The organism is Methylobacter tundripaludum SV96 (genome assembly GCF_000190755.2).
Classification (GTDB): domain Bacteria; phylum Pseudomonadota; class Gammaproteobacteria; order Methylococcales; family Methylomonadaceae; genus Methylobacter_A; species Methylobacter_A tundripaludum.
Window position 1 is genome coordinate 2,478,238 of record NZ_JH109152.1, and the last position, 23,153, is coordinate 2,501,390.

A 23,153-nucleotide genomic window follows, 5' to 3' on the forward strand; every position below is an offset into this window, starting at 1 on the left:
GGAAGAAACCTTGCAGCTGAAACATTCCGAACCTATCTACAATCAACCCGTCATTGAAGAGTTAAAAAATAGCGGGTGTCCAGTTTTGATGATAAAACACAGGCATAACAACCGGTGCTCTGCTTAATCATAGGCCATAAACCGATCGCTCTAAAAAATCGGTGGGTGTTGTACACGTGCCTTTAGGATAGAGAGAACAACTTCGTCAATCAATAAGTACAGTTACCTATGAGTCACGTTCATCCTCTATTGAGTTGAATGGCAGATATCGGGTTTTTCTCTGTGTAGGCAGTGTGAAATAAAAAGTGGTGCCTTTTCCCGGTTTGCTATTGAAATGCAACGTACCTTCGTGGGCTTCGATAAGTGAGCGGCTGATGGATAGCCCCATGCCCATGCCGTCTGACTTGGTGGTGTAAAAAGGCGTTAATATTTGCTGTTTTTGGTCTTCGTCAAGTCCCGGTCCATTGTCTTTCACCCTGACCCGAATAACATTATTGGGAACCAGGTGGCTATGGATGGTTAAGTGGCGTTGCCGTTCCGAGGATAAGTTTTGCAAGGCTTCAACGCTGTTGCGGATCAGGTTGATGAGGACCTGTTCAATTTGTATCTGATCGACAGAGATAGACGGCAAATTGTTTTCCAGTTCAAATGTCAGTCTTATGTTGTTTTGTTTAAGTTCATCGATACACAGGCCGACAGCATCATGGATCAGCGTATTAAGGTCGGCGGTTGAGCGCTGTTTTGCATGGGATTTGACGAACTCCCGCATGCGATGAATGATCCGTCCGGCTCTTAACGCCTGTTGCTGGGTTTTGTACAGGATCTCGGCGAGCTTTGCCAGATCGGGATGCCCGACGTTAATAAGGTTTAGACTGACTTGGGTGTAGCTGGAAATCGCAGCCAGCGGCTGGTTGACTTCATGGGCAATGCCCGACGCCATTTCGCCCATCAGCCCAAGGCGAGTGACATGGGCGAGTTCGTCCAGGTGCTCCTTGTCCTGCTGTTCTCGGTGTTTGCGCAAGCTCACATCACGCACAATATGGGTAAAGTAGTGCTCATTTTCGATAGAAAACTCCGCTATGGATAGATCCAGAGGCACCGCGGAACCGTCTTTGTGAATGCCTTCAATTTCTTGAATTTGACCGATAGATTCTGCTGCCTGGGATGAATCGCAATCGCTCATTGCCTTTGGCGATGCCGGCATGAGCTTGTTAATATTGCAACCCACCAGATCTTCCGGTTTATAGCCGAAAATAGCTTCTACTGCGGCATTAGCGGATACGATGACGTCAGACATATCGTAAGTGATAATGCCTTCCACCGACGCGGCAAAAATGGCGTTGAATTTGGCTTCAATTTGTTTGCGCGGGGTAATGTCGTACAGTATCACCAGATGCTCACCCGTAAAGCTGTGGTGAATCGTAGCGGCAGTCAGCAACACGGTTTTAATGCGGTTATTCTTGCAGTGAATGTCCGCTTCCATTGGCAGGCATTCGGTCTGTTCCTGATTGGCTTTCTCCAGTACCGCTTGCCAGGCAGTCTCGACCCAGTGCCGATAATCAGGGTCAGGGTAGGCTTTCTGCCTCCAGTCCGCCAGAGTGGGAATATCATTGACGCTGTACCCAAAGGTTTGCACAAATGCCGGATTCAGGAAAGAGATGTTCAAGTGCTCGTCATTCAACGCCATCGGCACCGGGCAAGCCTCAATAATCGAGCGGAATTTTAGCTCACTGGCTTTTAGCTCGTCTTCCATCCGTTTGCGCTTGGTGATGTCGCGGCAAAATACACAAAACTGCTGAAACTCAGGCAGGAAGGTGGCAGATACTTCAATAGTAATGGTATGTCCATTTTTATGGAGGAGGCGGGTTTCGAATTGCTCATAGCCCATCGCAACCGCTTTTGCCATATGCGCTTTTATTTGCTCCGATTCTTCTATCGCTTCCAATTGACTGGCATGCATGCCCTCCAATTCATCAACCGAATAACCGCTTATCTTTGCGTAAGCCTCATTAACTTGCAGTACATTACCTTCTAAATCGACTATCCAAAACCCGTCCAGGGATATGTCAATCATGGCTTTGAGTTGATTTAACACCCGCTCAGCCTGCTTGCGTTCGGAGATGTCCAGCGCCACGCCATGGAGTCCGACAATAGCACCGCTGCCATCCCGCATGGCTTCCCCGCGCGCCAACATCCACCCGTGAGTGCCGCCTGCCCTGACCATCTCAAGCTCCAGCTCGTAGGGCCCCCCCGTTTCCTGTGTGTGGAGCATAGCGGCGCTCAAGCGTTCCCAGCTCTCGGGAGTGAAAAACTGGTGGTGCTCAGTGTAACCCGGCACCGGCAATTCCGGGTTTAATCCCAATATATGGTAAAGTTCCTCCGACCAAACGGCATGGTGAGTTGTCATGTCCAGCTGCCAGTTGCCCATATGGGCGATTCGCTGCGCTTCTTGCAGCTCCTTCCGGCTTTGTCGTAGCGCTTCTTCCGCCTGTTTGCGCTCCGAAATATCGGTATGCGTGCCGATCATGCGCAAGGGCTTGCCGTCTTCGCTCCGGCTGACCACCGTGCCCCGCGCCAGAATCCATTTATAGCTGCCATCCTTGCAGCGCAATCGGTGTTCACTGACATAAATGGCCGTCTTTCCAGTCAAGCATGCTTGTAGCACGCCTGCAACGTACGACTGGTCATCGGGATGAATTCGATTTAGCCATTCCTGGTGAGCAGGCAGGATGTCGTTTTCGGCATACCCCAGCATCTCCTTCCAGCGGCTGGAATACTTGGTTTTATTGGTCTGAATGTCCCTGTCCCATACCCCGTCGCCGGAACCCTCAATGGCAAATTTCCAGCGATATTCACTTTCGCGCAACGCATCTTCGATTATTCTGCGCTCGCTAATATCGCGAATATAGGAACTAAAAAAATAGTTGTTCTTTTGTTTCAGCGCGCCGATAGTCAGCTCCATTGGAAATTCCGAAGCATCGGCACGCAAACCGGTAATCTCCAGGCGCGTACCGATAATGTTTGACGTGCCTGTCGCCAGAAAGCGCGATAAGCCTTGCCTGTGTTTTTCCCGATAAGCAGGCGGAACGATTAACTCCGCCATTTCACGTCCTAATGCCTGCTCGCTGGAGTAACCGAAAATATGTTCGGCTTGGGCATTCCAGCCTGTTACGTTGCCGTGATGATCCATACTGACGATTCCATCTAACGCTGAATCGAGCAATAGCTGAGTGCGCGCGATATTTTTCTGTAGCGTAACATTAGCGATGCGTAGCGCTTTCTCGGCGGTTTTTCTTTGTTCTATCTCCGCTTGCAGTTGTGCGGCACTGGGTCTGGACAAGGCGCGGGGAATAACGCTTAGCAGCAGCACGGCGGTGGCGATCGAAATAATGGCCGTAAAGGCTTTAAGCAAGCCGTCCAGCCAATATAACGGTATCCAGATCGTGATAGCCGACAGTAAATGAGTGGTGCCGCAGGCGACAATGAATCCGGCAAATATGACCGCCAGCCACGAATAGGGGAAATCCTTACGCCGCCGGATAAAGTAGACCAGCATCAGGGGAATGGAATAATAGGCGAGCGTGATCAGTAGGTCTGAGGTGACATGCAGCCAAAGTAATACGGGACTCCACGACAGGCAATAGCCATGAGGAATGAAGTTTTTAATATCTAAAAGGTCAAACATCTGTACCCACTTGTCGCGTTCGGACATAGAGGTCTAATCAATGATTATAATGTTTCCCTATGGTATCGTAATTCCCGATTTTGACGGCAATAAAGTTGATAGGAGGCCCTGTTTACTAACTGACGTTAAGCACTGTCCACGAAAAGCACGAAAATATTCAAAGGGATACCACACTGTAGGTCGTCACCCAAAGGGTGAATGGCTAAATCAACGCAATTTCGTGTCTTTCGTGGATCGACCGCGGTTTTTAAGATAATTAGGATAGCCCCGCGTCTTTTTGCTTACCCAAAATGGCATAACAAACCGGTGTTAATATCAGGCTGGCGGTCATGCCCAACAGCAGGCCCGCAGACAGGGACAAGGTCATCGGAATCAAAAATTGCGCTTGCGGGCTGGTTTCCAGCAGAGCCGGTAAGAATCCGGCGAAATTGGTCAGGAAGGCCAAAAAGATCGGCCGGAACCGTGAGGTGCATGCTTCGCAAATCAGTTCCGTGATCGGTTTTTGCGGATCGTGGTGTTCTTTCATGTAATCCAGCAGCACCAGGCTGTCGTTGACGACCACGCCGCTGGCCGCGATCATCCCGACCAACGATTCCATCGATAACGGCAAGCCCGCCAGCCCGTGCGCAATGACCGCGCCGCACCAGGCGACCGGCGCCGCCAGCAGGAAAATCAGCGGCTTTAGATAGGATCGGAACGGAACCGCAATCAGCACGTAAATCACCAGCAGCGAAATCAGGGTGTATTGCCCTAACGCCCCCGTTATGGCCTGCTGTTCCTGACGTTCTTGACCGATGCTGACGCTCAGGCCGGGGTAATTCAAGCGCAGGTTTTTCAATGCCCCGGATTCCAGTCCCGCATAGATGGCGTTGACATCGGCTTTTTGCGGGTCGACCCGCGCCTGCACTTTCAGCACCCGGCGGCGGTCTTGCCGGATCAGCTTGGCGACGCCGGGGGTTAATGTCACTTTTGCCAACGTACCCAGAGGCGCGTGTTGGCCGTCCGGCAGTTGCACCGGCAGCGCCGCCAGACTGTCCAGCGACTGGCGTTCCCGGCGCGGATAACGCACCATCACCTTGACTTCATTGCGCCCGCGCTGCAACCGCTGTACTTCGTCGCCATAGTAGCCGTGGCGGACTTGCGCGGATAAATCTTCGAGACGTAAACCCAAGCGCTCCGCTTCCGGTTTCAAGGTCAAGCGGATTTCCGGCTTGCCCGGTTCGCTGGAATCGACCACGTCGTAAACGCCCGGATAGGCGGCAAGCGTATTTTTAAGTGTCTCGGCCGCTTTGGGCAGTAACTCAGGATCGGCGGTACCGAGATCGAACTCGATGTCGTAAGGTACATCGCCTTCCTTGTAAAGAAAATCGATCTTGGTGCGCCCCAAGTCGCCGACGCGTTTGCGCCACTCGTTGATAAAATCCTCGACGACTATCCGTTGCCGCCCCTCCGCTGAAAATTCGGTCCAAAAGCCCGCGCCGTGCTCAAAGATCATGGTTTCCAGCCCGACTACGATGCTGGCTTTTTTGAGCTCATGGTTTGCGTTGCCTACACCGTCCAGTTCATCGCGCAGGGCGAAAAACGCCTGTTCCACCTGCTGCGCCCGGTTGCGCACTTCGCTGTAAGGCATATCCTGAGGCGAGGCGAGGGAAACCCAGAAACTGTCCTTGGTCACATCCGCCTGCAGGGACATGCGCAGCCGTCCGCTGTCCAGCCATGCGCCGCACAGCAGCAGCAATACGATAAAACCGGTGACGGTCAGGTAACGCCAGTCCAGGGCGCGTTGTAAAAACGGGCGGTAGTAGCGGTCGACAAACCGCTCCAGGCCGCGGTTAAGCTTTTCCCGCAAACGTTCCAGTCCGGAAGAAGCTGTTCCGGCGCGATTAGGCGCGGCCAGATGCGAGGGTAGAATCAGTAGCGCCTCAATCAGCGAAAACACCAGTGTCAAAATCATCACCAGACAGATCGGCTTCATCATCTGCCCCGCCCATCCGGGCAGGAACAATCCCGGCAAAAAGGCCACCAGAGCCACCAGCACCGACAAAATCACCGGCAAAGCCACCGCCTGTACGCCGCGAATCGCACCGGCAAGACTGGCCTCGGCATCTTGACCGTCCTGCTGATGCGAATACACGCTTTCTCCGATAATAATCGCGTCATCCACCAAGATGCCCATCGCCAGCAGAAAGCCGAACAACGACAACATGTTGAGCGACACATCCAGCGCTGGCATCAGCCACAGCGCGCCGAGCACCGAGGTGAAAATGCCCACACCGGCCCAGATAGCCACGCGCAGCCGCAAAAACAAGGTCAACACCAAACACACCAGCACAAAGCCGCCGAGGCCGTCTTCCACCAGCGTGCGCACCCGTTCGTCGTAAGCCTGCGAGTCATCCCACCAGGTCGTCATCAGCAAACCTTCCGGCAGTTGCGGCTGCATGTCGGCGACATAGTCCTTAACGCGGCGCGCCACTTCGACGGAGCTGTATTGGGTATGGATTTCCCAGCCTTGGGCGGTCTCGCCGTTATGATGCCATTCCGAAAGCCGCTCTTCCAGGCCGTCGCGGATCACGGCGACTTCGCCAAGACGCAGTCGCGTGCCGTCGGCATGGGTACGCAGCACCAGGTTGCCGATGCTTGCCGCATCCTGCGCTTTTCCTTTCACCCTAAGCTGCAATTCGCCGGACGGTGTTTTTACCAGCCCGCCCGACTGATCCAGCGAGGCGCGGCGCACCGCTTCGGTGACATCGTGCAAGGACAGGTGATATTGATTCAGTTTGGCGGCAGCGACCTCGATAACGATTTCATAAGGAATCTCGCCGTAATTACGCACCCGAAGCACGCCGGGAATCTGTTCAAGGTCGGCACGGAAGCGCTCGCCGAAACGCTGCAAGGTGAGCGGATCGGTGGGGCCGTGCAAAGCCACCCAGATAACGCCGTCATCGCCATTGCGCGTGGCCGGCTGTATGTCGATTTTTTCCAGGTTTTTCGGCAGTCGGGGGATGTTTTGAATGCGTCCGCGCAGGGAATTGATGATCTGCTCCTGATCGTAATCGGGCAATATCGATACACTAACAGTGCATTCACCTTCGCGAATCGCACTGTCCAGCCGCTTGACGCCCGGCATATCGACGATCGCCTCTTCGATACGGACGCACACCGATTCCTCGATTTCCAGGGGACCGGCTCCCGGATACGCGGCCATAATATCGATCTGCCGAGGGCTGAAGCGGGGGAATACCTCCTTATCCATCACTCTAAAACCGACGATGCCGCCGATAATGATCAGAATCATCAACAGATTGGCCGCCACCGGATTGGAGGCGAACCAGGCCAACAGGCCGGTAGATTGATATTGTGATGGACTATTCATGAGTATTCGGGTTAGCGATAGTGTAACTCGACACATCGAAGCCCGTTCTAGCGGATGCGTCTTTACTCCCCTCTCCCTCAGGGAGAGGGGGTGGGGGAGAGGGTGAGAGGGCAATAAATCCTTGACGGATAGCCTCTAAAACAACATCCGTCTGTTGCAAAATATCATGATTCCAAAAGTGCAGTACGGTAAAACCCTGTTTCTTAAGCCATGCATCTCGTCGCGCATCGTCATCGCCGCCATGTTGACTACCGTCCGCTTCAACAATCAGCTTGTATTCCATACAGACAAAATCAACGATAAATGGGCCTATTAGGGCCTGGCGTCTAAATTTTAAATTCATGAAGCGATGAGCGCGAAGATGATACCAAAGCCGTTGCTCAGCATCGGTTTGGTTGGCGCGCAAATGTTTAGCATGGTCGAGTTGGCTCACCCTCTCCCCAACCCCTCTCCCTGAGGGAGAGGGGCTTTTTTTGTCGCGACTATTCATAGTTCACCTTCACTAAACAAAGTTGGTTAATAGCTTATCCGTTTTCCTGCTTTTTTAAGCTTAAACACTTGAACATCAAGTGACCATCATTCAACCCTGACTTTCATGCCTTCCACAGGCACCTGGATACCGGAGGTCACAATCCGATCGCTCGCGTTCAATCCCTTTTTCACCAGGATACGATCCGGCTCGTTGCGCAGCACTTCAAGATGGCGGAGGTGCAGGCGTAGCTCGGTATCGACCACCAACACTTGCTGAGCGGCATCGATTGCATTTTGGGGCAGCACGAACAGGTTGTGCAGCGCTTTGCCCTGTACCTGCGCCTGCACAAACAGCCCGGCCAGCAGCGGCGGATGATCGTCTTTTTGCGTGTAGGGGTTGATGACTTCGGCGACCGCATAGAGGACGCCGGTGGTGTCGTCCAGCTTTCCTTCGCTACGCACGATGCGGCCTTCCCAGGTTTGCGGCGTACCCGCGAAGTCGGCAGTGAGGATGACTTTAGGGCAGGGCAGGGACGATGCACCGCATTGTCTGTCGCCCGTGCCCAGCGGCAAATCGAGATAGGCCAGTTGGTCGGTCGGTAACGGCAACCTGATTTCGGCAAGATCGGTGGAATAGAGATGGGCGAGCTTTTCGCCGGATTGGATAGTCTGCCCCAGGCCCGCCAATTTGGTCTGCAAGCGTCCGGTAAAAGGGGCGCGCAATTCGCAGCGACTGCGTTTGATTTGAGCTTGCAGTAGGCTGGCTTCGGCGGCTTTGAGTTTGGCGCGCGCTTCGGCCAGTTGCGGCTCGCGCATCGCCAACGATGTGGCGATACCTTCGCCCAAGGCTTGCCATTCATTATGCGCCTGCTCGGCTTGGGCTTCTTCCATCGCCAGTTGACGTTTGGCTTCGGCGATTTGTGCCTGGGCTTGGGCGATAGCGTAGTCGTAATCGCGCGGGTCGATGGACACCAACACGTCGTTGCGGGTAAAAAAGCCGCCGGTGACAAAATCGGTATGAAGCTGGATGATTTTGCCTGAAACTTCCGGTATCAAATCGATTTCATTGCGCGGCGTGACGATGCCTTGAGAATGAACGTCGAGCCGCAGCGTTTGCGGTTCGACCTGAATGACGGTAACCAGCGGCACTTCGGCGTTCGGCGTTTGCAGCGTCATTTGGGGACGCGTGGCGATAACAGCCCAGGCGCAGCCGATGCCGACCAGCAACAGCGCAACGGGCAGGAGGATTTTCAACCGGCTATTTTCAAGCATCCAGTGTTTTCTCATTAATAATCAGGTAAATCCAAATAAAACGGGCTAAAAAAATAATTTTCACCACGAAGACACGAAGAACACGAAGAAATAAACTTCGTGTTTTCGTGCGAATAAAAAGCTTTACCCCTCGTTCCCACGCGCTGCGTGGGAATGCGGTGCTGGACGCGCTGCGTCCCGTATACGCAAGATGTTGGTCGTGACTCGCGGCGCAGCGCGCCGATACTGCATTCCCACGCAGCGCGTGGGAACGAGGTGAACGAGGTGATCATCAAACCCCGCCCCCCAAAGCCAAGTACAGATCAATACGATTGCTGAGCAATTGCCGTTGCACGGAAAGATGCGCGCTTTGGGCGTTCAGGGTGCTGCGGTAGCTGTCCAGCAAAGTGAGAATTTCGATCAGGCCCTGACGATACGAATAGACCGCGAGCTTGCGGCTGGCTTGGGTTTGCTCCACGGCTTCCTTGAGCGCCAGTTCCTGTTCCCTTAGCCAAAATTCTGCGGCCAGCGCTTGTTCCACTTCGCGAAAGGCGTTAAGCGCGGTGCTTTGATATTGATTAAAGGCTTCTTCGGTGCGCGCCTCATTCAAGCGTATGCCCGCTTTCAGGCGGCCGCCGGTAAAAACGGGTTGTACGAGCCCCATGGCTAAATTCCAGGCGACGGCGCGAGGATCGATCAGCTCTGTCAACGCGGGGCTGCCGGTGCCTCCCGCGGCGGTCAGGGTAATCCGCGGCAACAGGGTTTTCTTCGCACTCTCCACACGGGAATCGGACGCTTGCAGTCGCGACAATGCGGCGATCAGGTCGGGCCGACGCGTCAGCAGTTCCGAGGGTAATCCTGCGGCTAAAGCGGTCGGCGGTGCCGGCAAGGCTGAACGGTTTTTCAGGCTATTGCCCGGATAGCGGCCCAGCAATACTTCCAGTCTACGGGTGACGATTTGCACTTGATTGCGCGATCCGGCAAGTTGCGCCTCGGCATTGGCCAGATCGGTGAGCACCAGACGCAAATCCAGGCCGCGTGTCAGGCCGCGGGCAAATCGGCCGCGTACCAGTTCGACGATGGTGCGGCGATCCTTGATCGATTGTTCGGCTACCTCAGCCTGAAGATTGGCCTCGATCAGCTCAAAATAGCTTTGCGCGGTGCGCGCCGCCAGGGACAGTCTGGCACCGTGATAATCGGCAGCCACGGCTTCCGCTTCCTGCCCGGTCGCTTGTTGGGCGGCTTTGATGCGTCCCCAGACATCGATTTCCCAGCTCATGGTGAACAGCGCTTCAAACGCGCCTGTCTCGCTGCTTGGCAAGGCGTCGCGCCGGTATCCCGCTGCAAAAAATAACTGCGGCCAACGCGCCGCGCCGTCGATACGCGCTTGTTCCCGCGCCGAATCCACGCGCGCTGCGGCGGCTTTCAAATCATAGTTATTGTTCAGTGCATCTTTCACTAATGCGCTTAGCGCGGGGTCGGCAAAAGAGCTTAACCATTGCGTTGCGATTGGGTTGGCGGGAGCATTGACGGTTGCCCATTGCGGCGGCGATTTCGTCATATCGATGGCATTACGCTCCGGTGCTGTAGCGCAGCTTGTCGTCAGCAACACGATTGTGCAGATTAAAAGGCGTAGGTCGGGCAACATCCGTTCGTTGCCCGACGTTCCCGGGGATAGTAATGAGGCGGCGATAGGTAACTTGATCGTCATTTCCCTATTCAACCATCGAAATGTCGGGCATAAACGGCATGCCCGAGCTACCCCGGCAGTATTAAAAATCCGACCGGGCAAATTACTGCTCCTCAGTCACAAAGGCTATTTTGGCAATTCCGGCGTGTTGAACGGTCGCCATTACTTCAGCAACCTTTGAATAAACAACGTCTTGATCGGCATATAAATGCAGGCCGATTTCAGGGTTTCGCAACAGTTCATCCTTCAAAGCCGTTTCCAATGTAGCCAGATCGGTCATGGGCAGTTTATTCAGCGTTATCAGTCCTTGCGCATCGACGCCGAGCTGTAGCGGTTGTTCCTTAATGTCCGGGGTGGTCGCAGCGGTTTTCGGCAAGGTCACATGCACCGATTGGGTGAGCAGCGGCGCGGTCACCAGCAAAATAATCACCAACACCAGCATCACATCGACCAGCGGCGTGACGTTAATCTCGCTCATCGCGCCTTCGTCTTCCGATTGCGGTTTAAAAGCCATGTCTATGCCTTAGCCTTGCTGTCAGCGCTTAACGTGATATGCAGAAAACTGGTGACAAAGTTTTCCAAACCGGCGCGTTGCTGTTTGACCCTGCGCAGGAAAAAGTTGTACGCCAACACCGCGGGTACGGCGACGGCAATACCGATTGCGGTGGCGACCAGTGCATCGCCGATAGGGCCCGCCACGACATCCAGGCTGGTCGAGCCGCTGGCGGTAATCTCATGCATCGCGTGCATGATGCCCAGCACCGTGCCGAACAGGCCGACGAACGGCGAAGTGCTGCCGATGCTGGCGAGCAGGGTCAGGCCGCTTTCCATCAGGTGTTGCTCCCGCTGCATTTGCACTTGTAGCGAGTGTTCCAGCAATTCAGCCGGAGCGCCGATATATCTGAGGTGTTTACCGTCAGCCTGTTGGCTTTCGTTCAGCCAGGCAAAACCCTGCTGTGCGATTCGAGCCTGCGGACCGATGGCGGTATCTGCGGGCACCGATTCCGCGTGCGTTAAATCGGCTGCATCCCAGAACGCGGCGTTAAAACGGCGGTTGCGGTAACCGTTATTGGTGAATTCCCAGATTTTAAAAAAAATCACTGTCCATGTGGCTACCGAGAAAGCCAGCAGTGTGTACAAGGTGCCGTTGATGATGACTTCCGGCGCAATATGATGAGGCATTAAGATCTCCTTTTTTAGTTATTCAAAACAAAATTAATGGGTACGACGACCGAACTGGACACCGGCGTGTCGCCTTGTTTGGCTGGAATAAATTTCCATTTTTCGACCGCTTCGATAGCGGCTTCGTCGAGCACGTCGTAGCCGCTGCTGCGTTGCACGGTGACTTCCTCGCTGTCGCCTTCGACGGACACTTTCACCAGCAATCGCACCGTGCCCTCCCAGCCTCGACTGGTGGCAACGCCGGGGTATTTCGGCTTGGGATTGGAGCCGTAATTGGCGTTGAAATTCGCTTCGGTAAAGGGTGCGGTATCCGCCGTCGCCTTGCTTGAGGTATTCGCGGCAGCGCTAGTCGCTACCGGAGCCGGTGCCGATTCGGCAGTCGACGGCGCAGGCAGCATTTCCTCGGCCATAGCCTGCGGCTTTGGAAGCTCCATTTGTTTGCGGATAACCGGCTGCTTTTTCTTGACCGGCTTTTTTTCCGGCGGTTTTTTCGGCTCGACCGGTTTAGGTTGCGCAATCGGCGCAGCCGCAGCTTGTTGGCTCGGCGCGGAAACCAGCGATACTTCCATGATCATCGGTTGGGCCTTGGTAACGGGCTCGCTAGGTTGCAGCATCCATATAGCCGCCCATAGATGCAGTGACAGCACTAAGGTCAATAACAAACCGCCCATTGAGAGCGGCTTTTCTTGACCTACCAAGGCTTGAAGCAATGCTTGCATTTTTTGTGCAGTCGGCATAGCCGCGCCGTCGAAAGGCGTTAACGCGCCGCCTTCATGGCTATTAAATAAATACATAGGGAAATTGTCTTGCTATCAAAGCACATGTTCGGGCGGACGGCTTAACAACGCCATCAAACGCTCGAGTTTTTCGTCGACTTTAGCCACATAATCTTTAAGTTGAACCAGTTCGCCTTGAAGGTCATGGCTATTTTCATGAACATGCTGAAAATGCACTTGAAAATATCGGGGGAGGGGAAATAAATCGATTAAATCATCATCCTTTTTAACATCGCGATTTTTAGACATCTTTGCAGGGAGCTTTACTCCCTTGGATTCTTGTACCAGTTTGAGTGTTTTCATAGCGCCTTCCTCATGTCGTTAGTTTGTTTTTGTATCAGTCTTCGCGTTTATTAATTAGGACGAAATAATCGTCATAAATTCTTAAACAGGGTTATCTTTGCAAACAAGTCTTCAATCATCATGATTACGTTTAAAAAACCATCCCTGGATAACAGCTATCGTGCCTGACACAAAATGAGGAAGACAACGAAGCCCAGAATTTGCAGCGTCTAACTGAACTGCCGGTTTTAAGGGAAAAACAACAAATTACGAGCTTCAACTATAAGACGTTTCAGGCGCAAGAAATCCTCACCTAAAAGATAAAAAAAATTTAAATAGTCAAATTAGGCGAAGGGCCAAAGGCGCAAGGCGAAAAAAAAACGCGGCTTCAACAGGGGCCGCCCTTGGGATATGGCGGCAATAACGCCCCAAAACTTGGGCTCATCGTTTCCACGCGGCGCGTCACTGCCATTAATTTAAGAAGACAATGACGCTGCAGGAGCGGGCCGGTAACTTTCGAATCAAGCAGGATGGGGTTCTGCTCCATTCGAAACGTCTGACCAGTTCAGAACGTTGCACGTTAGACCTTCCAGGTTTTAAAAACCTGGAAGGTCTGCATATCGGCATGTTTCCCGCCTAACGTCAGCCTGTCGATGCTGGTGTATAACGATGAGCGCAGGGCGCGGGAATCATAAGCGGAAGTTATTGCTGGCAGACGCTTTAACCCCCTTAGCCTTTTGCCGTCCTTGTTTTTCAACTTATTCGCCTTGCGTTTTTGCAGCCAGCGAATCAGGCCGATAACGAATATTGGACTAAACCGCTCACGCGGTATTGAGGCTGCGATCATAAGCCTGGGGGTGGTTGAAAGAGCGTGACATTTTCCTATGTTAAGGAATGAGGCAATCCGCCTTGTTTCAAGATAGGAGCAGTGTCATGACTTCGACAAGTAAACCCATTACCCCGTTGCGCCAACGCATGATTGACGACATGCGGATGCGCAAACTTTCCCCCAAAACCCAGGCCAGTTATATCCGTGTTGTGAAACGATTCGCGGGTTTCCTGGGACGTTCGCCTGATACAGCCAGCGTCGAAGATTTACGCCGTTATCAATTGCACTTGGTTGATCACGGTATTTCGCCGATTTCATTGAATGCGACCCTCACCGGGCTCAAGTTTCTCTTTGAAACGACGCTAGACCGCCCTGAGTTGTTGACTAAGATGCACCCGGTGCATGTACCTCACAAACTGCCGGTGGTATTGAGTCGTGAAGAGGTGGCTCGCCTGATCGCCGCCGTTGACAATCTCAAGCACCAGACAGCGTTATCGGTGGCTTACGGCGCCGGCTTACGTGCCAGCGAGGTGGTGTCGCTGAAGGTCGGTAATATCGACAGCCAGCGTATGACGCTGCGCATCGAACAGGGTAAAGGCAGCAAGGATCGTTATGCCATGCTGTCGCCGGTGCTGTTGGAACGGTTGCGGGCCTGGTGGAAGTTTGCTCATGCACAAGGCAAAATGCTCCAAGGTGGCTGGCTATTTCCTGGCTTGGACCCCATCGATCCACTCAGCACCCGTCAACTCAACCGGGCCATCCATGCCGCTGCTGAGGCGGCGCGAATTGACAAGCGGGTATCGATGCATACGCTGAGGCACAGCTTTGCCACTCATTTGCTGGAACAGAAGGTGGATATTCGGGTGATCCAGGTGTTACTCGGTCACAAGAAGCTGGAGACCACGGCGCTCTATGCCCAGGTAGCCACCGATATCCTGCGTGAGGTGGTCAGTCCACTGGAGACATTGCAACCGGTGTAGACTAAGGTCATGGTGCGTCCCGCACTGGAGGTGGCGGATATCTTCCGCACCCACGGACCCGCTTGGCGACAAGCTCAGCAAACCCACTTAAGTCTGGGGCAACTGAAAGTCATGTCCGCCATCGAACAGTGTCGTACCTCGACCTTGGGTGGGCATGTGTTGCACTGCTCCGCCTGTGAGCATGACGAAATTGCCTACAACTCTTGCCGTAACCGGCACTGCCCAAAATGCCAGGCCAGTGCGGCTAAACGGTGGCTCGAAGCCCGGCAGGCCGATCTGTTACCGGTGGACTATTACCATCTGGTGTTCACCTTGCCCGCGCCGATCAGCGCCATCGCTTACACCAACAAGTCAGTGATCTATGGCTTGCTGTTTGAGGTTGCCGCCGAGACGCTGCGCACCATCGCCGCAGACCCTAAACATCTGGGCGCACGGATCGGAGCCACCTTGATTCTGCATACCTGGGGCTCGGCGTTAACTCATCATCCGCATGTGCACGGCATCGTTCCCGGCGGCGGCTTATCCGTAGACGGCAAGCGATGGGTGGCTTGCAAACCGGGCTTCTTTTTATCGGTACGCGTGCTGTCACGGCTGTTTCGACGGCGTTTTCTGGAAGAACTCAGCAAAGCGCAGGCGGCAGGACAATTGCAGTTCTTCGGTGAGCATGCCCATCTGGCTGACGCCTCGGCCTTTGCTGATTGGCTCGTGCCACTTAAAAAGTGCGAATGGGTGGTCTACGCCAAACGCCCGTTTGCAGGGCCTTCGGCGGTATTGGCTTATCTGTCGCGTTATACCCACCGGGTGGCAATCGCCAACTCACGCCTGATTGCCCTGGACGAGCGCGGCGTCACGTTCCGCTGGAAAGACTACCGAGCCAAGGGCAAGACGCGGCATAAAACCATGACGCTCACTACCGACGAGTTTATCCGCCGCTTCCTGTTGCATGTGTTGCCCAGTGGCTTCCATCGCATTCGTCATTATGGCTTGCTCGCCAATTGCGGCCGCCGTGAACAGCTTGCGCAGGTACGTAAACTACTGCAGGTTATGCCGACCGACAGTGAACTCAACGGTGGGGATACCGATGCGGTAGGACAATCGGCCCAGCCGACTTTCACCTGTCCCGACTGCGGTGCGGCCATGATCATCGTCGAAATCTTAGCGCGCAAACAGCCGATTCGAGCGCCACCTTGGCAACGAGGTACGGCATGAAAACAAGTGCCTGCCAAACGCCAAATCACCTGCCACTGGTTTATCGGCGGTTAGAGCCGATACGGGAAGGCTTGGCCTGGTGGCGTAAAATCCCTATTTTTTGCTCGCCACCGCCACGAAAAATCAGGCGCATAGACTGTGAGATGGACCTACTGGGCTATATCGGGCCTCGGCTGACCAACATGAGAGCCAGGTTAACCCGTACAGCCACCTGTTAAATCTCCATAGTCCATCCCCTGTTCTAGTCCACTGCTGCGTAGCCCGCGGTTTCCTCCCTCGAGGCTTGTCCGACGCCTGCCCACCCAGTTCTGTCGCGTCTTGCAGTCTTGCGCAGGAGGGCAGGCATCTGACAACCCTTAACAACACCGGACAGGCTAGGCCGGTCAAAAACACTAAAATCCGCCCGGTCCAACCGAAGGCCAGGCCGCTGTGCAATGGCCATTGTCATTCGACAAAGGGGTACTGCGGGTGCCGGGATCTTGTACTTTCAATATCGCACCGTTGTATTGATCGACGGAAACTTGCCGCTCCGACCAAAACCGGCTGAGTTCGGGTACGTTGATGAGGCTGATACGATAAACGCCGGTATCGCCATCGGGAAAGTTCAGCCAATCGATCCGACCTTCAGGACAACGGCTTTGAACAATGCTTAACGCCTGCGCCAAACCAATCGGCTTTTTACACGGCGCCGGTAATGAATGCGGACTATCCATAAAACCCTGCGTGCCGGGCGACAGCTGTTTGATCAGCGCCATAAACTGGTTGGGCAAATTCATGTAAACACCTGAACCAGCCGTCCTGCTTCATTCGTTGGATACCCAGCAAAGGGTATCCAACATCATTCTCGCAATGACTCGACGCGATTTCGGAAAGCCTGCATTTTCACTACGCAAAAAAACGCTTCGTGAATACACATGCCCTATCGCTTCTGGGGACTACTCGACTCCTGTCTCGCAGCGGAGGAATAGGCCATATAACACATTTTTATAGGTGATATGACCTATCTGATTTAGAGCTCGGATTCGAGTAATGAGCGAAGCTGGAGTTCAAGGTTAAGCGCAGCCCAGCGTTTGTATGGGGTGTTAGACGCGATAACCGCAGGTTTTGCTTGGCTGCGGAACCGTCATGGTTGATATCGGTTTGCGTCTTGCCGAATTGAGCGGTAAATGTCGGGTTTACGGTTTGTGGTGCATTAAATGATGCGGGTGACCTGGAATAGCATGACGGGCGTGATCGCTCAATTGAGCGTCGAACCATTGATGAATGGCCTCAATCAGTTTGGGAACATCCGTTGAGTAGTCGATCTCGGCGCCATTAGGCAGCTCCTTGTAGACAATTTTGATCTGATCCGGCTTAGCTGTTTTCAATTCCGCTAAACCGGGCATATTTTCGCCATGAATCTTGGCCGGGTTGGAGAAGTCGCCTTGAACGAACTCCTTTGAAATTTTTGACAGATGCTCGCGTATTAACTTGATTTGCTCAACATTGGAACTGTCTTTGGCGATGACCTGCTGCAAGCCGCCTTTCTCGGTTTTTGAGAAAATATGCGTAGTCTGCTCCAAATTGAAAGGCATGACATGCGAACCGCGTTGCGCAATTTCATCAAGCCGATCATCGCCGGCTTTTTCTACTGCCTGGGCTGATACCGCTATCAATAAAGCGGCCGAGAGGGATGCGATTAATCGTTTCATCATTTGATTTCCTTTGTAGCGCTGCTTGCCATGTTAGTTTATTACCAGGGGCATTGTTATTTGCTGATGTTACGCAATAGCTAATCAATGTCCACCGCGAAGAAAAAACAAAATAGCGTACTCCTCGTATCTTCGCGGTGATTTTATGTAATTTGCGTAACGTCAGCTATAAAAAACTTAATAGTTTATCGTCATACCCACATTGAACGAGCGCCCCATGCCGGGAACTGCGGTTCCCGCAACACTCCTTTCGCCTATATAGGTACCGCCCAAGGGAAGGGCGTAATTTTTATCAAGAAGATTATCTATGCCGCCATCGATGCGTAAGTGCTTCCAGGTATAACTGCTGCGCAGGTTGAGCAGTGCGTAGCCTGCGGTTTTAGGTTCCAAACGGACGGCTTGCACATCTGTTTTAGAGCTGGCTATTTGCGTTTCGATAGTGTTGGACCAGCCGCCGCGCTTATGTTCGAGCGCTACCGTCGCATTGAACGGCATTTGTTGGTACAGGTTGCCGCCGGTGTCGTTGTTTCGGCCTCTGACATAATTTAAAACGGTTTTACCGGTCAGACTGCCGTATTTAGCGGTATCCACTAATAATTTAGACCCGGAAACATCGACACCGAAAAGGTGCGCATCGAAGTTGGCCAGTTGCAGTAGATTAAAACCGCTGGACGGGCTGGCGCAGGTCACCCCATTACCGGGCTGACAGAGTCTCGCATCGATATAGTTTTCGACGTGGGTGTAAAAGGGAGTGACTTTCGCTTCCCAGTCCTCCTGCTTGGCATCGTGCCAATTGGCTGTAGCGCTGACGGTGTGCGCGACTTCCGGCTTAAGATTAATGTCGCCTACATAGCCGTTGCCGTCGCCGACCCAATTGTTCATAAACATCGCCATAGCTCCGCGAGACCAGGCAAAGCGCTCGTAAAGGTTGGGCGAGCGGGTTTTTCTGGCGGCCCCCAACTCATAAGTTTGCATGTCGTTGAAGGTATAACGCGCTAACGCAGTCCAATCGATATTCACGTCGGTCTGTTTTTTATTTTGGCCATTCACCGCCGTCGCTTCCGCTCTCTGTGCCACTGTGCTGTCTTTATAGTCCTTTACGTTACCGGCGCTCATTTCCACGACACCGACACGGGCGCCGAGTTGAGTCAGCCATTGTTGGGTCCAGCGGCCTTCCCATTCGGTAAATAGATCGATGCGATCGCGTTTTCCTGCATTGATATTCCAAAATGTACCCGGCCCCATCATCATGCTGCCTGGAGCCGGGTCCCACCAATCATCCAAACGATAACGCTGATATTCGCTGCCTACAGTCAGCAAGTGTTTGTCGGTCATATCGATATTGGCTTTTACCGACAGGCCCTGGTTAACGCCATGCGTATCCATAGGCATGTTGCGGGTTGGCGTCGTCATTTTGTCCGCGAGGAAGTTCATCTTGTGCCGGGCGTCCTCGTGATAAGCGCGCGTTTCCAGATTACCCCACTGGAACTGGCTCTTGGTGAAGACATTGGCGAACCAACTGTCATCGCCGGTCATGTCCATACGCACATTGGGGAAGGCTTGATAAGGGATATTTTGCTGTCCCACTTTGATGACGGCAAGATGGTCGTCGTTACGCAAGGCCAGCGACAGCGATTGGTTCTCGGATTTATAGGCTGAAGAACCGACGACATCGCTGCCGTTTTTGGTATTTTGGGTGGTGAAATTTCCGCCCGCTTTGTAATTACGGGCCTGCACCGTGGAGCCGGTGTATTTAAGCTCGGCATGTTCGTTCGCTATCGAAGCGGAAATATTGCCGCCTCGCGCATCGCCGTTGGTACGATAAAAGGTCGAGGCCTGGCCTTTTATCAACGGCGCCTTGCCGTCCTCGGCAAATTCCGGGTCGGCGGAGTTAACGCGAATCGTGCCGCCGATACTGTCGCCGCCCATGCTGACCGGCGTGATGCCGGCAAGCACCTGCGCGCTCAGTACGCTGGAAGGGGCAACGTAAGACAGCGCGGGATTCATGTGATTGGCGCAAGCCGAAATCAAATTCATGCCGTCGACTTGAACCCGCAACCGGTCGTCCGCCATGCCGTGGATAACGGGGCGGCTGGAAATGCCGCCACCGCCGGAGAAGCTTACGCCGGGCGTACCATTAAGCATTTGGGCGGTATCGCTGGTTGCGGTTCTGGCGAGGGCTATTTTGGAAGGGTCGAGATAGGATCCGAACGGCTGATCGACATTGGCTTTTTGGGCTTTGATGGTTAGCGTATCTAAAACCACAGGTTCCTCTGTCTTTGCTTTTTGAGCGGATTTGGCGGCAGGCGCCTTGACCGCCACCGTATTGTCGCCGGTGAAAGTGTAGTCCAGTCCGCTTTGCGCCAGCAGTTTTTCCACGGCCTCGCGTTTACTGTAGCTTCCTTTCAGCGCCGGGCTTTGTTTGCCGACTAAAGCGCCGTCGGCGTAAAAGGGTTGTAATCCTGTTTGCTTGCTCACTGCCTCTATCGCTGCGGCTAGCGGTTGCGCGGGGATGTTGAGGTTGAAAGTGTTTTCTTCGGCTACGGCCGCTCCCATGACCATCGCCAGCGGCAGGTTTGCTATCAGTTTGGGTAGTGTGCGCATCAGATCTCCTTTAAGTTTGTTTGTGACACTAACTTATAAGACTGATTTGGTGATTGTAGACCGCCACTTAGTACGAAAAAAATTGTATCGTTCCCGTGTTCCATGGTTCGTAGAGGGGTAAATTCACTTCTACAATGGTTTTTCATGGGAGTCGCCTTAGCTTAATGGCACCCTTATAGCGGCGCAACGGCAGCAAATGAATGTCCTTTGACTATTTTATAGATACCCAATAGACTGACGAACTGTCATTTATCAGGGGAATCACCATGCGCAAAGAAGTACAAATGTCCATCAAGATGGAGCCGGAATTGAGAGATCAATTTGTGGCTGTTGCAGCCAGTGTCCATCGCCCGGCCGCTCAAATTGTACGAGAACTGATGCGGCTTTATATCGCTCAGCAACAACAGCCGAATCAAGCGACACGCGCCGCAATGGAAGAGCTGGAACAAGGGAAGGGAATGCGCTTCGCTTCGGCAGATGAGTTGTTTAAAGACCTGGAAATTTAATGTGCTCAACCCAATTCATTCCAGCCAATTTAAGCGTGATGTAAAAGTTGCCAAGAAACGTGGTAAAGACATGGATAAGCTAAGGGCATTACTTATTCTGCTACTTGAGGAAAAACCGCTTCCCGCAGAATACCTGGATCATCCTCTTAAAGGTAACTGGAATGGTTATCGAGATTCACACCTCGAACCGGATTGGCTATTAATCTACCGTATTGCAGGCGATGATTTATATCTTGGCAGAACAGGCAGTCATGCTGATATTTTTAGCAGTTAACAAAACTCTCTAAGCTAATCAGCCGGGGCTATGACGAAGGTAGTTGTTGCGGTTTGGGTTACCTTGATGGGCAAGGCACCGGCAATGGTATTGAGGGCAAGGCTTAGGTTGTTGGTGGGGAATACTCCGCTGACCTTAAGCGACTGCAAGCGCGAATCGGGCACTTGCAGCGAGGCATCGTGATAGCGGCCCAACTGCTCCAAGACTCTATTCAAGGGCTGGCCTTTGAATACCAGTTGTCCTTTTTGCCAGGCGGTGGCGATAGACATGTCGGGGTAAGAAATGGCGGAGGTTTGCCCGGTCGAGTCGTAACTGATCTGCTGGCCGGGAATCAGGTTTTGCGCGGTGGCATTTTGCTTGGCCGCAACGCTGACTTCGCCCTCCAGCACCGTTACCGAGACCCGATCGGCTTGCCGGTAGATATTGAAGCGAGTGCCTATGTCCTGAATGCGGCCGCCTGCGGCGATGACTTCAAAAGGCTTTTCCGGGTTGTGAACGACTGAAAACAGAGCTTCGCCGCGTTCCAGTTTCACGCTACGCGCTGTCCAGGTGTACTGTATGCTCAGTTCGGTGTCGGTATTGAGGTCGATGCGCGAGCCGTCGCTAAGCTGGATGCTGGTGGACTCGCCTTTGGCGGTGCGGTAAATATCGGTGCTCAGCCATGACCAGCCAAGCGGGCTGAAACCGGTTATCAGGGCAACGGACAAGATTCCCGCCAGACGTTTTTTAGACAATGCGCGACGAGACTGCCGGGTCTCGCGCAGATAGGCGCGCGCGGCCGCAAGCTGGGGAGCGGCAAGCGACTCAATTCGACTTAAGCCGTTCCAGAATGCTTCAACTTCGCGGTGAGCGACGCGGTGAACCTCGCTTTGCGCCAGCCAAACTTCGAAATCTCGCCGTTCTTGGTCGGTGCAATCGCCGGAATGGAGCCGCGTGACCCAGAAAGTGGCTTGTTCATGGACGGAGCCTGATGAGGTGTCGTAAGAATCAGTCATAGAATAATGGGAGGCTTTGAATACCGCAGTATAAAACAATAGCGGCTGCCGGTGCGCGCCGATTTAGCCATGATTACGCATCGTATGGGTAAAGCAGTGGGCAAGCGCCTTGGCGCAATAGCGCTCCACGGTTCGCTGGGGCAGCTTCAAGGCATCGGCGATTTCGAGGTGGGTTAAGCCGTCGATCCGGTTCAGGAAAAAAACATGACGATACACTTCGGGCAATGTTTTCAGCGCCGCCAGACAGTTCCGCAGCAGGAGTTCTCCTTCCATGAGCGCTTCCGGCCCCGGCAGCGGCGAAATCAGGTCATCCGGTTCGACTTCATCGGTCTCGGTGGTGTATTTGCCGCGAACGTTCTCCTTGCGGTGGTGATCGAAGCCGAGATTGGCGACCACCTTGTAAAGATAAGCGCGCGGATTACTGATGGAGGCGGGTTCGGGATGCTGTAGAAAGCGCAGATAGGTTTCCTGCACCAGGTCTTCGGCCGCGAAATCGCCCACCCGCCAACCGGCGAAGGCCAACAGCTCTTTGCTGTGATGATGGAACAGGCGGTTGAGTAGATCGTGTTTGGATTTAGGCATTGAAAGTCGGGGACAGGCTATTGATTGACAAGTATTTGATAAGCAAAAGCAGCATCCATGCCACACTGGGATGCGCCTTGCATACGAGTGCCATGAAGCCAGCATTGACAGGGCTTGCGCCGTATCTGACAAGATTTCTTAGCGATGGGTTGGGGGTAGGGAGGGGCGGTATAATTTGTAAAACTGCGTGATATGACACAGTGCAATAAGGCATATCACATACGGTCCTGGGTATTGGACGTGTTATGCGAGGAACATGGGCAAGATGGAATGTCAGCACAAAATCATTTCGCCATCCCAAACACCCTGCCATTATCAAGGACAATAGCGCGGCTCATCCGAGCCTTGCCGGTCACTATTGCGCTATAGAAAGGTTAAGCGGTTGCCAATCATTGATCATCTCATCACAAACCAATCGACGAATCCACCCACCCTACGGTCTTACGAAACCGAACCAACCGTTTGCCAAAACCAACACGCTTTATAACCGGAGACAAGCCCGTGGCATTACAAAACAGCCCTTGTCGCATCAGAGTGTAGAAGACTATTTACTGATGTTACGCACGGTCTAGAACCGTCGTGAAAAAAATAAATCGCAACCAGGAAATATCTTGATCCGTGTCTGGAAATATCCGTCGTAGGGCGTGCCGTGCGCGCCTTGGGAGGTAAGGAACAGGCTTAAGCAATGACCATGAAAGACTGAAGGCTTTAATTCTTCATGATTTAAAAATAAAATCAGCTTACGTTATTTCATACTCACTGCTAAGGCGCGC

19 protein-coding genes are annotated in these 23,153 nt (G+C 53.3%); 4 read left to right on the plus strand and 15 right to left on the minus strand.

Features of this window, described 5'->3' with window-relative positions; all coding sequences use genetic code 11:
* Positions 1-226: 226 nt before the first annotated feature.
* The 10 genes from METTU_RS22455 to METTU_RS11155 all read right to left on the minus strand — a co-directional run bounded on the left by METTU_RS22455 (position 227) and on the right by METTU_RS11155 (position 13,557).
* Positions 227-3,685 carry a PAS domain S-box protein gene (locus tag METTU_RS22455; protein WP_169624891.1) on the minus strand — a complete coding sequence of 1,153 codons (3,459 nt, stop codon included), beginning with the start codon at positions 3,683-3,685 and terminating at the stop codon, positions 227-229.
* A gap of 256 nt (positions 3,686-3,941) precedes the next feature.
* Positions 3,942-7,058 carry an efflux RND transporter permease subunit gene (locus tag METTU_RS11115; RefSeq protein ID WP_006891667.1) on the minus strand — a complete coding sequence of 1,039 codons (3,117 nt, stop codon included), beginning with the start codon at positions 7,056-7,058 and terminating at the stop codon, positions 3,942-3,944.
* On the minus strand, positions 7,051-7,548 hold the full coding sequence (locus tag METTU_RS11120) for an endonuclease domain-containing protein (RefSeq protein ID WP_006891669.1): 498 nt from the start codon (positions 7,546-7,548) through the stop codon (positions 7,051-7,053). Before METTU_RS11120 ends, METTU_RS11115 begins: the two co-directional genes overlap by 8 nt.
* Positions 7,549-7,634: 86 nt before the next feature.
* A complete protein-coding gene (locus tag METTU_RS11125) occupies positions 7,635-8,816 on the minus strand; it encodes an efflux RND transporter periplasmic adaptor subunit (RefSeq protein ID WP_254257895.1) in 1,182 nt (393 codons plus the stop codon).
* Between the two features lie 256 nt (positions 8,817-9,072).
* Positions 9,073-10,491, minus strand: a complete 1,419-nt coding sequence (locus tag METTU_RS11130) for an efflux transporter outer membrane subunit (RefSeq protein WP_006891671.1) — start codon at positions 10,489-10,491, stop codon at positions 9,073-9,075.
* Positions 10,492-10,573: 82 nt separating this feature from the next.
* Complete coding sequence (locus METTU_RS11135; RefSeq protein ID WP_006891672.1) at positions 10,574-10,984, minus strand: ExbD/TolR family protein; 411 nt, start codon at positions 10,982-10,984, stop codon at positions 10,574-10,576.
* A 2-nt stretch (positions 10,985-10,986) separates the two neighbouring features.
* Positions 10,987-11,652 carry a MotA/TolQ/ExbB proton channel family protein gene (locus METTU_RS11140; protein WP_006891673.1) on the minus strand — a complete coding sequence of 222 codons (666 nt, stop codon included), beginning with the start codon at positions 11,650-11,652 and terminating at the stop codon, positions 10,987-10,989.
* A gap of 14 nt (positions 11,653-11,666) precedes the next feature.
* On the minus strand, positions 11,667-12,446 hold the full coding sequence (locus METTU_RS11145) for an energy transducer TonB (RefSeq protein WP_006891674.1): 780 nt from the start codon (positions 12,444-12,446) through the stop codon (positions 11,667-11,669).
* Positions 12,447-12,464: 18 nt separating this feature from the next.
* Positions 12,465-12,731 carry a hypothetical protein gene (locus METTU_RS11150; RefSeq protein WP_006891675.1) on the minus strand — a complete coding sequence of 89 codons (267 nt, stop codon included), beginning with the start codon at positions 12,729-12,731 and terminating at the stop codon, positions 12,465-12,467.
* A gap of 559 nt (positions 12,732-13,290) precedes the next feature.
* The gene (locus METTU_RS11155) at positions 13,291-13,557 is read right to left on the minus strand and encodes a hypothetical protein (RefSeq protein WP_006891676.1); all 267 of its coding nucleotides are present in this window, start codon (positions 13,555-13,557) and stop codon (positions 13,291-13,293) included.
* An 86-nt stretch (positions 13,558-13,643) separates the two neighbouring features.
* On the opposite strand from METTU_RS11155, the gene METTU_RS11160 reads away from it, so the two are divergent.
* The gene (locus tag METTU_RS11160; protein ID WP_006891677.1) at positions 13,644-14,519 is read left to right on the plus strand and encodes a tyrosine-type recombinase/integrase; all 876 of its coding nucleotides are present in this window, start codon (positions 13,644-13,646) and stop codon (positions 14,517-14,519) included.
* A 9-nt stretch (positions 14,520-14,528) separates the two neighbouring features.
* On the plus strand, positions 14,529-15,728 hold the full coding sequence (locus tag METTU_RS11165; protein ID WP_006891225.1) for an IS91 family transposase: 1,200 nt from the start codon (positions 14,529-14,531) through the stop codon (positions 15,726-15,728).
* Positions 15,729-16,120: 392 nt separating this feature from the next.
* Here METTU_RS11165 and METTU_RS11170 read toward each other — a convergent pair whose 3' ends face one another.
* From METTU_RS11170 to METTU_RS11180, 3 genes are all read right to left on the minus strand, one after another.
* A complete protein-coding gene (locus METTU_RS11170; RefSeq protein WP_040579748.1) occupies positions 16,121-16,504 on the minus strand; it encodes a PepSY domain-containing protein in 384 nt (127 codons plus the stop codon).
* Positions 16,505-16,903: 399 nt separating this feature from the next.
* Positions 16,904-17,422 carry a hypothetical protein gene (locus METTU_RS11175; protein WP_006891678.1) on the minus strand — a complete coding sequence of 173 codons (519 nt, stop codon included), beginning with the start codon at positions 17,420-17,422 and terminating at the stop codon, positions 16,904-16,906.
* A gap of 174 nt (positions 17,423-17,596) precedes the next feature.
* A complete protein-coding gene (locus tag METTU_RS11180; protein ID WP_006891679.1) occupies positions 17,597-20,023 on the minus strand; it encodes a TonB-dependent receptor in 2,427 nt (808 codons plus the stop codon).
* A gap of 266 nt (positions 20,024-20,289) precedes the next feature.
* On the opposite strand from METTU_RS11180, the gene METTU_RS11185 reads away from it, so the two are divergent.
* Together METTU_RS11185 and METTU_RS11190 are read left to right on the plus strand one after the other, a co-directional pair.
* A complete protein-coding gene (locus METTU_RS11185) occupies positions 20,290-20,529 on the plus strand; it encodes a hypothetical protein (RefSeq protein ID WP_006891680.1) in 240 nt (79 codons plus the stop codon).
* A 1-nt stretch (position 20,530) separates the two neighbouring features.
* The gene (locus tag METTU_RS11190) at positions 20,531-20,803 is read left to right on the plus strand and encodes a type II toxin-antitoxin system YafQ family toxin (RefSeq protein ID WP_006891681.1); all 273 of its coding nucleotides are present in this window, start codon (positions 20,531-20,533) and stop codon (positions 20,801-20,803) included.
* A 14-nt stretch (positions 20,804-20,817) separates the two neighbouring features.
* Here METTU_RS11190 and METTU_RS11195 read toward each other — a convergent pair whose 3' ends face one another.
* The gene (locus tag METTU_RS11195; protein ID WP_006891682.1) at positions 20,818-21,798 is read right to left on the minus strand and encodes a FecR family protein; all 981 of its coding nucleotides are present in this window, start codon (positions 21,796-21,798) and stop codon (positions 20,818-20,820) included.
* 63 nt (positions 21,799-21,861) lie between these two features.
* Positions 21,862-22,380, minus strand: coding sequence for an RNA polymerase sigma factor (locus METTU_RS11200; RefSeq protein WP_006891683.1), 519 nt, complete (start codon positions 22,378-22,380; stop codon positions 21,862-21,864).
* Positions 22,381-23,153 lie beyond the last annotated feature (773 nt).

Excerpts from the sequence above, each read along its gene's own strand:
- METTU_RS11160 (WP_006891677.1), top strand. The coding sequence starts at position 13,644 with ATGACTTCGACAAGTAAACCCATTACCCCGTTGCGCCAACGCATGATT.
- METTU_RS11165 (WP_006891225.1), top strand. The coding sequence starts at position 14,529 with ATGGTGCGTCCCGCACTGGAGGTGGCGGATATCTTCCGCACCCACGGA.
- METTU_RS11200 (WP_006891683.1), bottom strand. The coding sequence starts at position 22,380 with ATGCCTAAATCCAAACACGATCTACTCAACCGCCTGTTCCATCATCAC.
- METTU_RS11195 (WP_006891682.1), bottom strand. The coding sequence starts at position 21,798 with ATGACTGATTCTTACGACACCTCATCAGGCTCCGTCCATGAACAAGCC.
- METTU_RS11155 (WP_006891676.1), bottom strand. The coding sequence starts at position 13,557 with ATGATCGCAGCCTCAATACCGCGTGAGCGGTTTAGTCCAATATTCGTT.
- METTU_RS11130 (WP_006891671.1), bottom strand. The coding sequence starts at position 10,491 with ATGACGATCAAGTTACCTATCGCCGCCTCATTACTATCCCCGGGAACG.
- METTU_RS11185 (WP_006891680.1), top strand. The coding sequence starts at position 20,290 with ATGCGCAAAGAAGTACAAATGTCCATCAAGATGGAGCCGGAATTGAGA.
- METTU_RS22455 (WP_169624891.1), bottom strand. The coding sequence starts at position 3,685 with ATGTTTGACCTTTTAGATATTAAAAACTTCATTCCTCATGGCTATTGC.
- METTU_RS11125 (WP_254257895.1), bottom strand. The coding sequence starts at position 8,816 with ATGAGAAAACACTGGATGCTTGAAAATAGCCGGTTGAAAATCCTCCTG.
- METTU_RS11115 (WP_006891667.1), bottom strand. The coding sequence starts at position 7,058 with ATGAATAGTCCATCACAATATCAATCTACCGGCCTGTTGGCCTGGTTC.
- METTU_RS11180 (WP_006891679.1), bottom strand. The coding sequence starts at position 20,023 with ATGCGCACACTACCCAAACTGATAGCAAACCTGCCGCTGGCGATGGTC.
- METTU_RS11145 (WP_006891674.1), bottom strand. The coding sequence starts at position 12,446 with ATGTATTTATTTAATAGCCATGAAGGCGGCGCGTTAACGCCTTTCGAC.
- METTU_RS11140 (WP_006891673.1), bottom strand. The coding sequence starts at position 11,652 with ATGCCTCATCATATTGCGCCGGAAGTCATCATCAACGGCACCTTGTAC.
- METTU_RS11175 (WP_006891678.1), bottom strand. The coding sequence starts at position 17,422 with ATGATGAAACGATTAATCGCATCCCTCTCGGCCGCTTTATTGATAGCG.
- METTU_RS11150 (WP_006891675.1), bottom strand. The coding sequence starts at position 12,731 with ATGAAAACACTCAAACTGGTACAAGAATCCAAGGGAGTAAAGCTCCCT.
- METTU_RS11135 (WP_006891672.1), bottom strand. The coding sequence starts at position 10,984 with ATGGCTTTTAAACCGCAATCGGAAGACGAAGGCGCGATGAGCGAGATT.
- METTU_RS11170 (WP_040579748.1), bottom strand. The coding sequence starts at position 16,504 with ATGAATTTGCCCAACCAGTTTATGGCGCTGATCAAACAGCTGTCGCCC.
- METTU_RS11120 (WP_006891669.1), bottom strand. The coding sequence starts at position 7,548 with ATGAATAGTCGCGACAAAAAAAGCCCCTCTCCCTCAGGGAGAGGGGTT.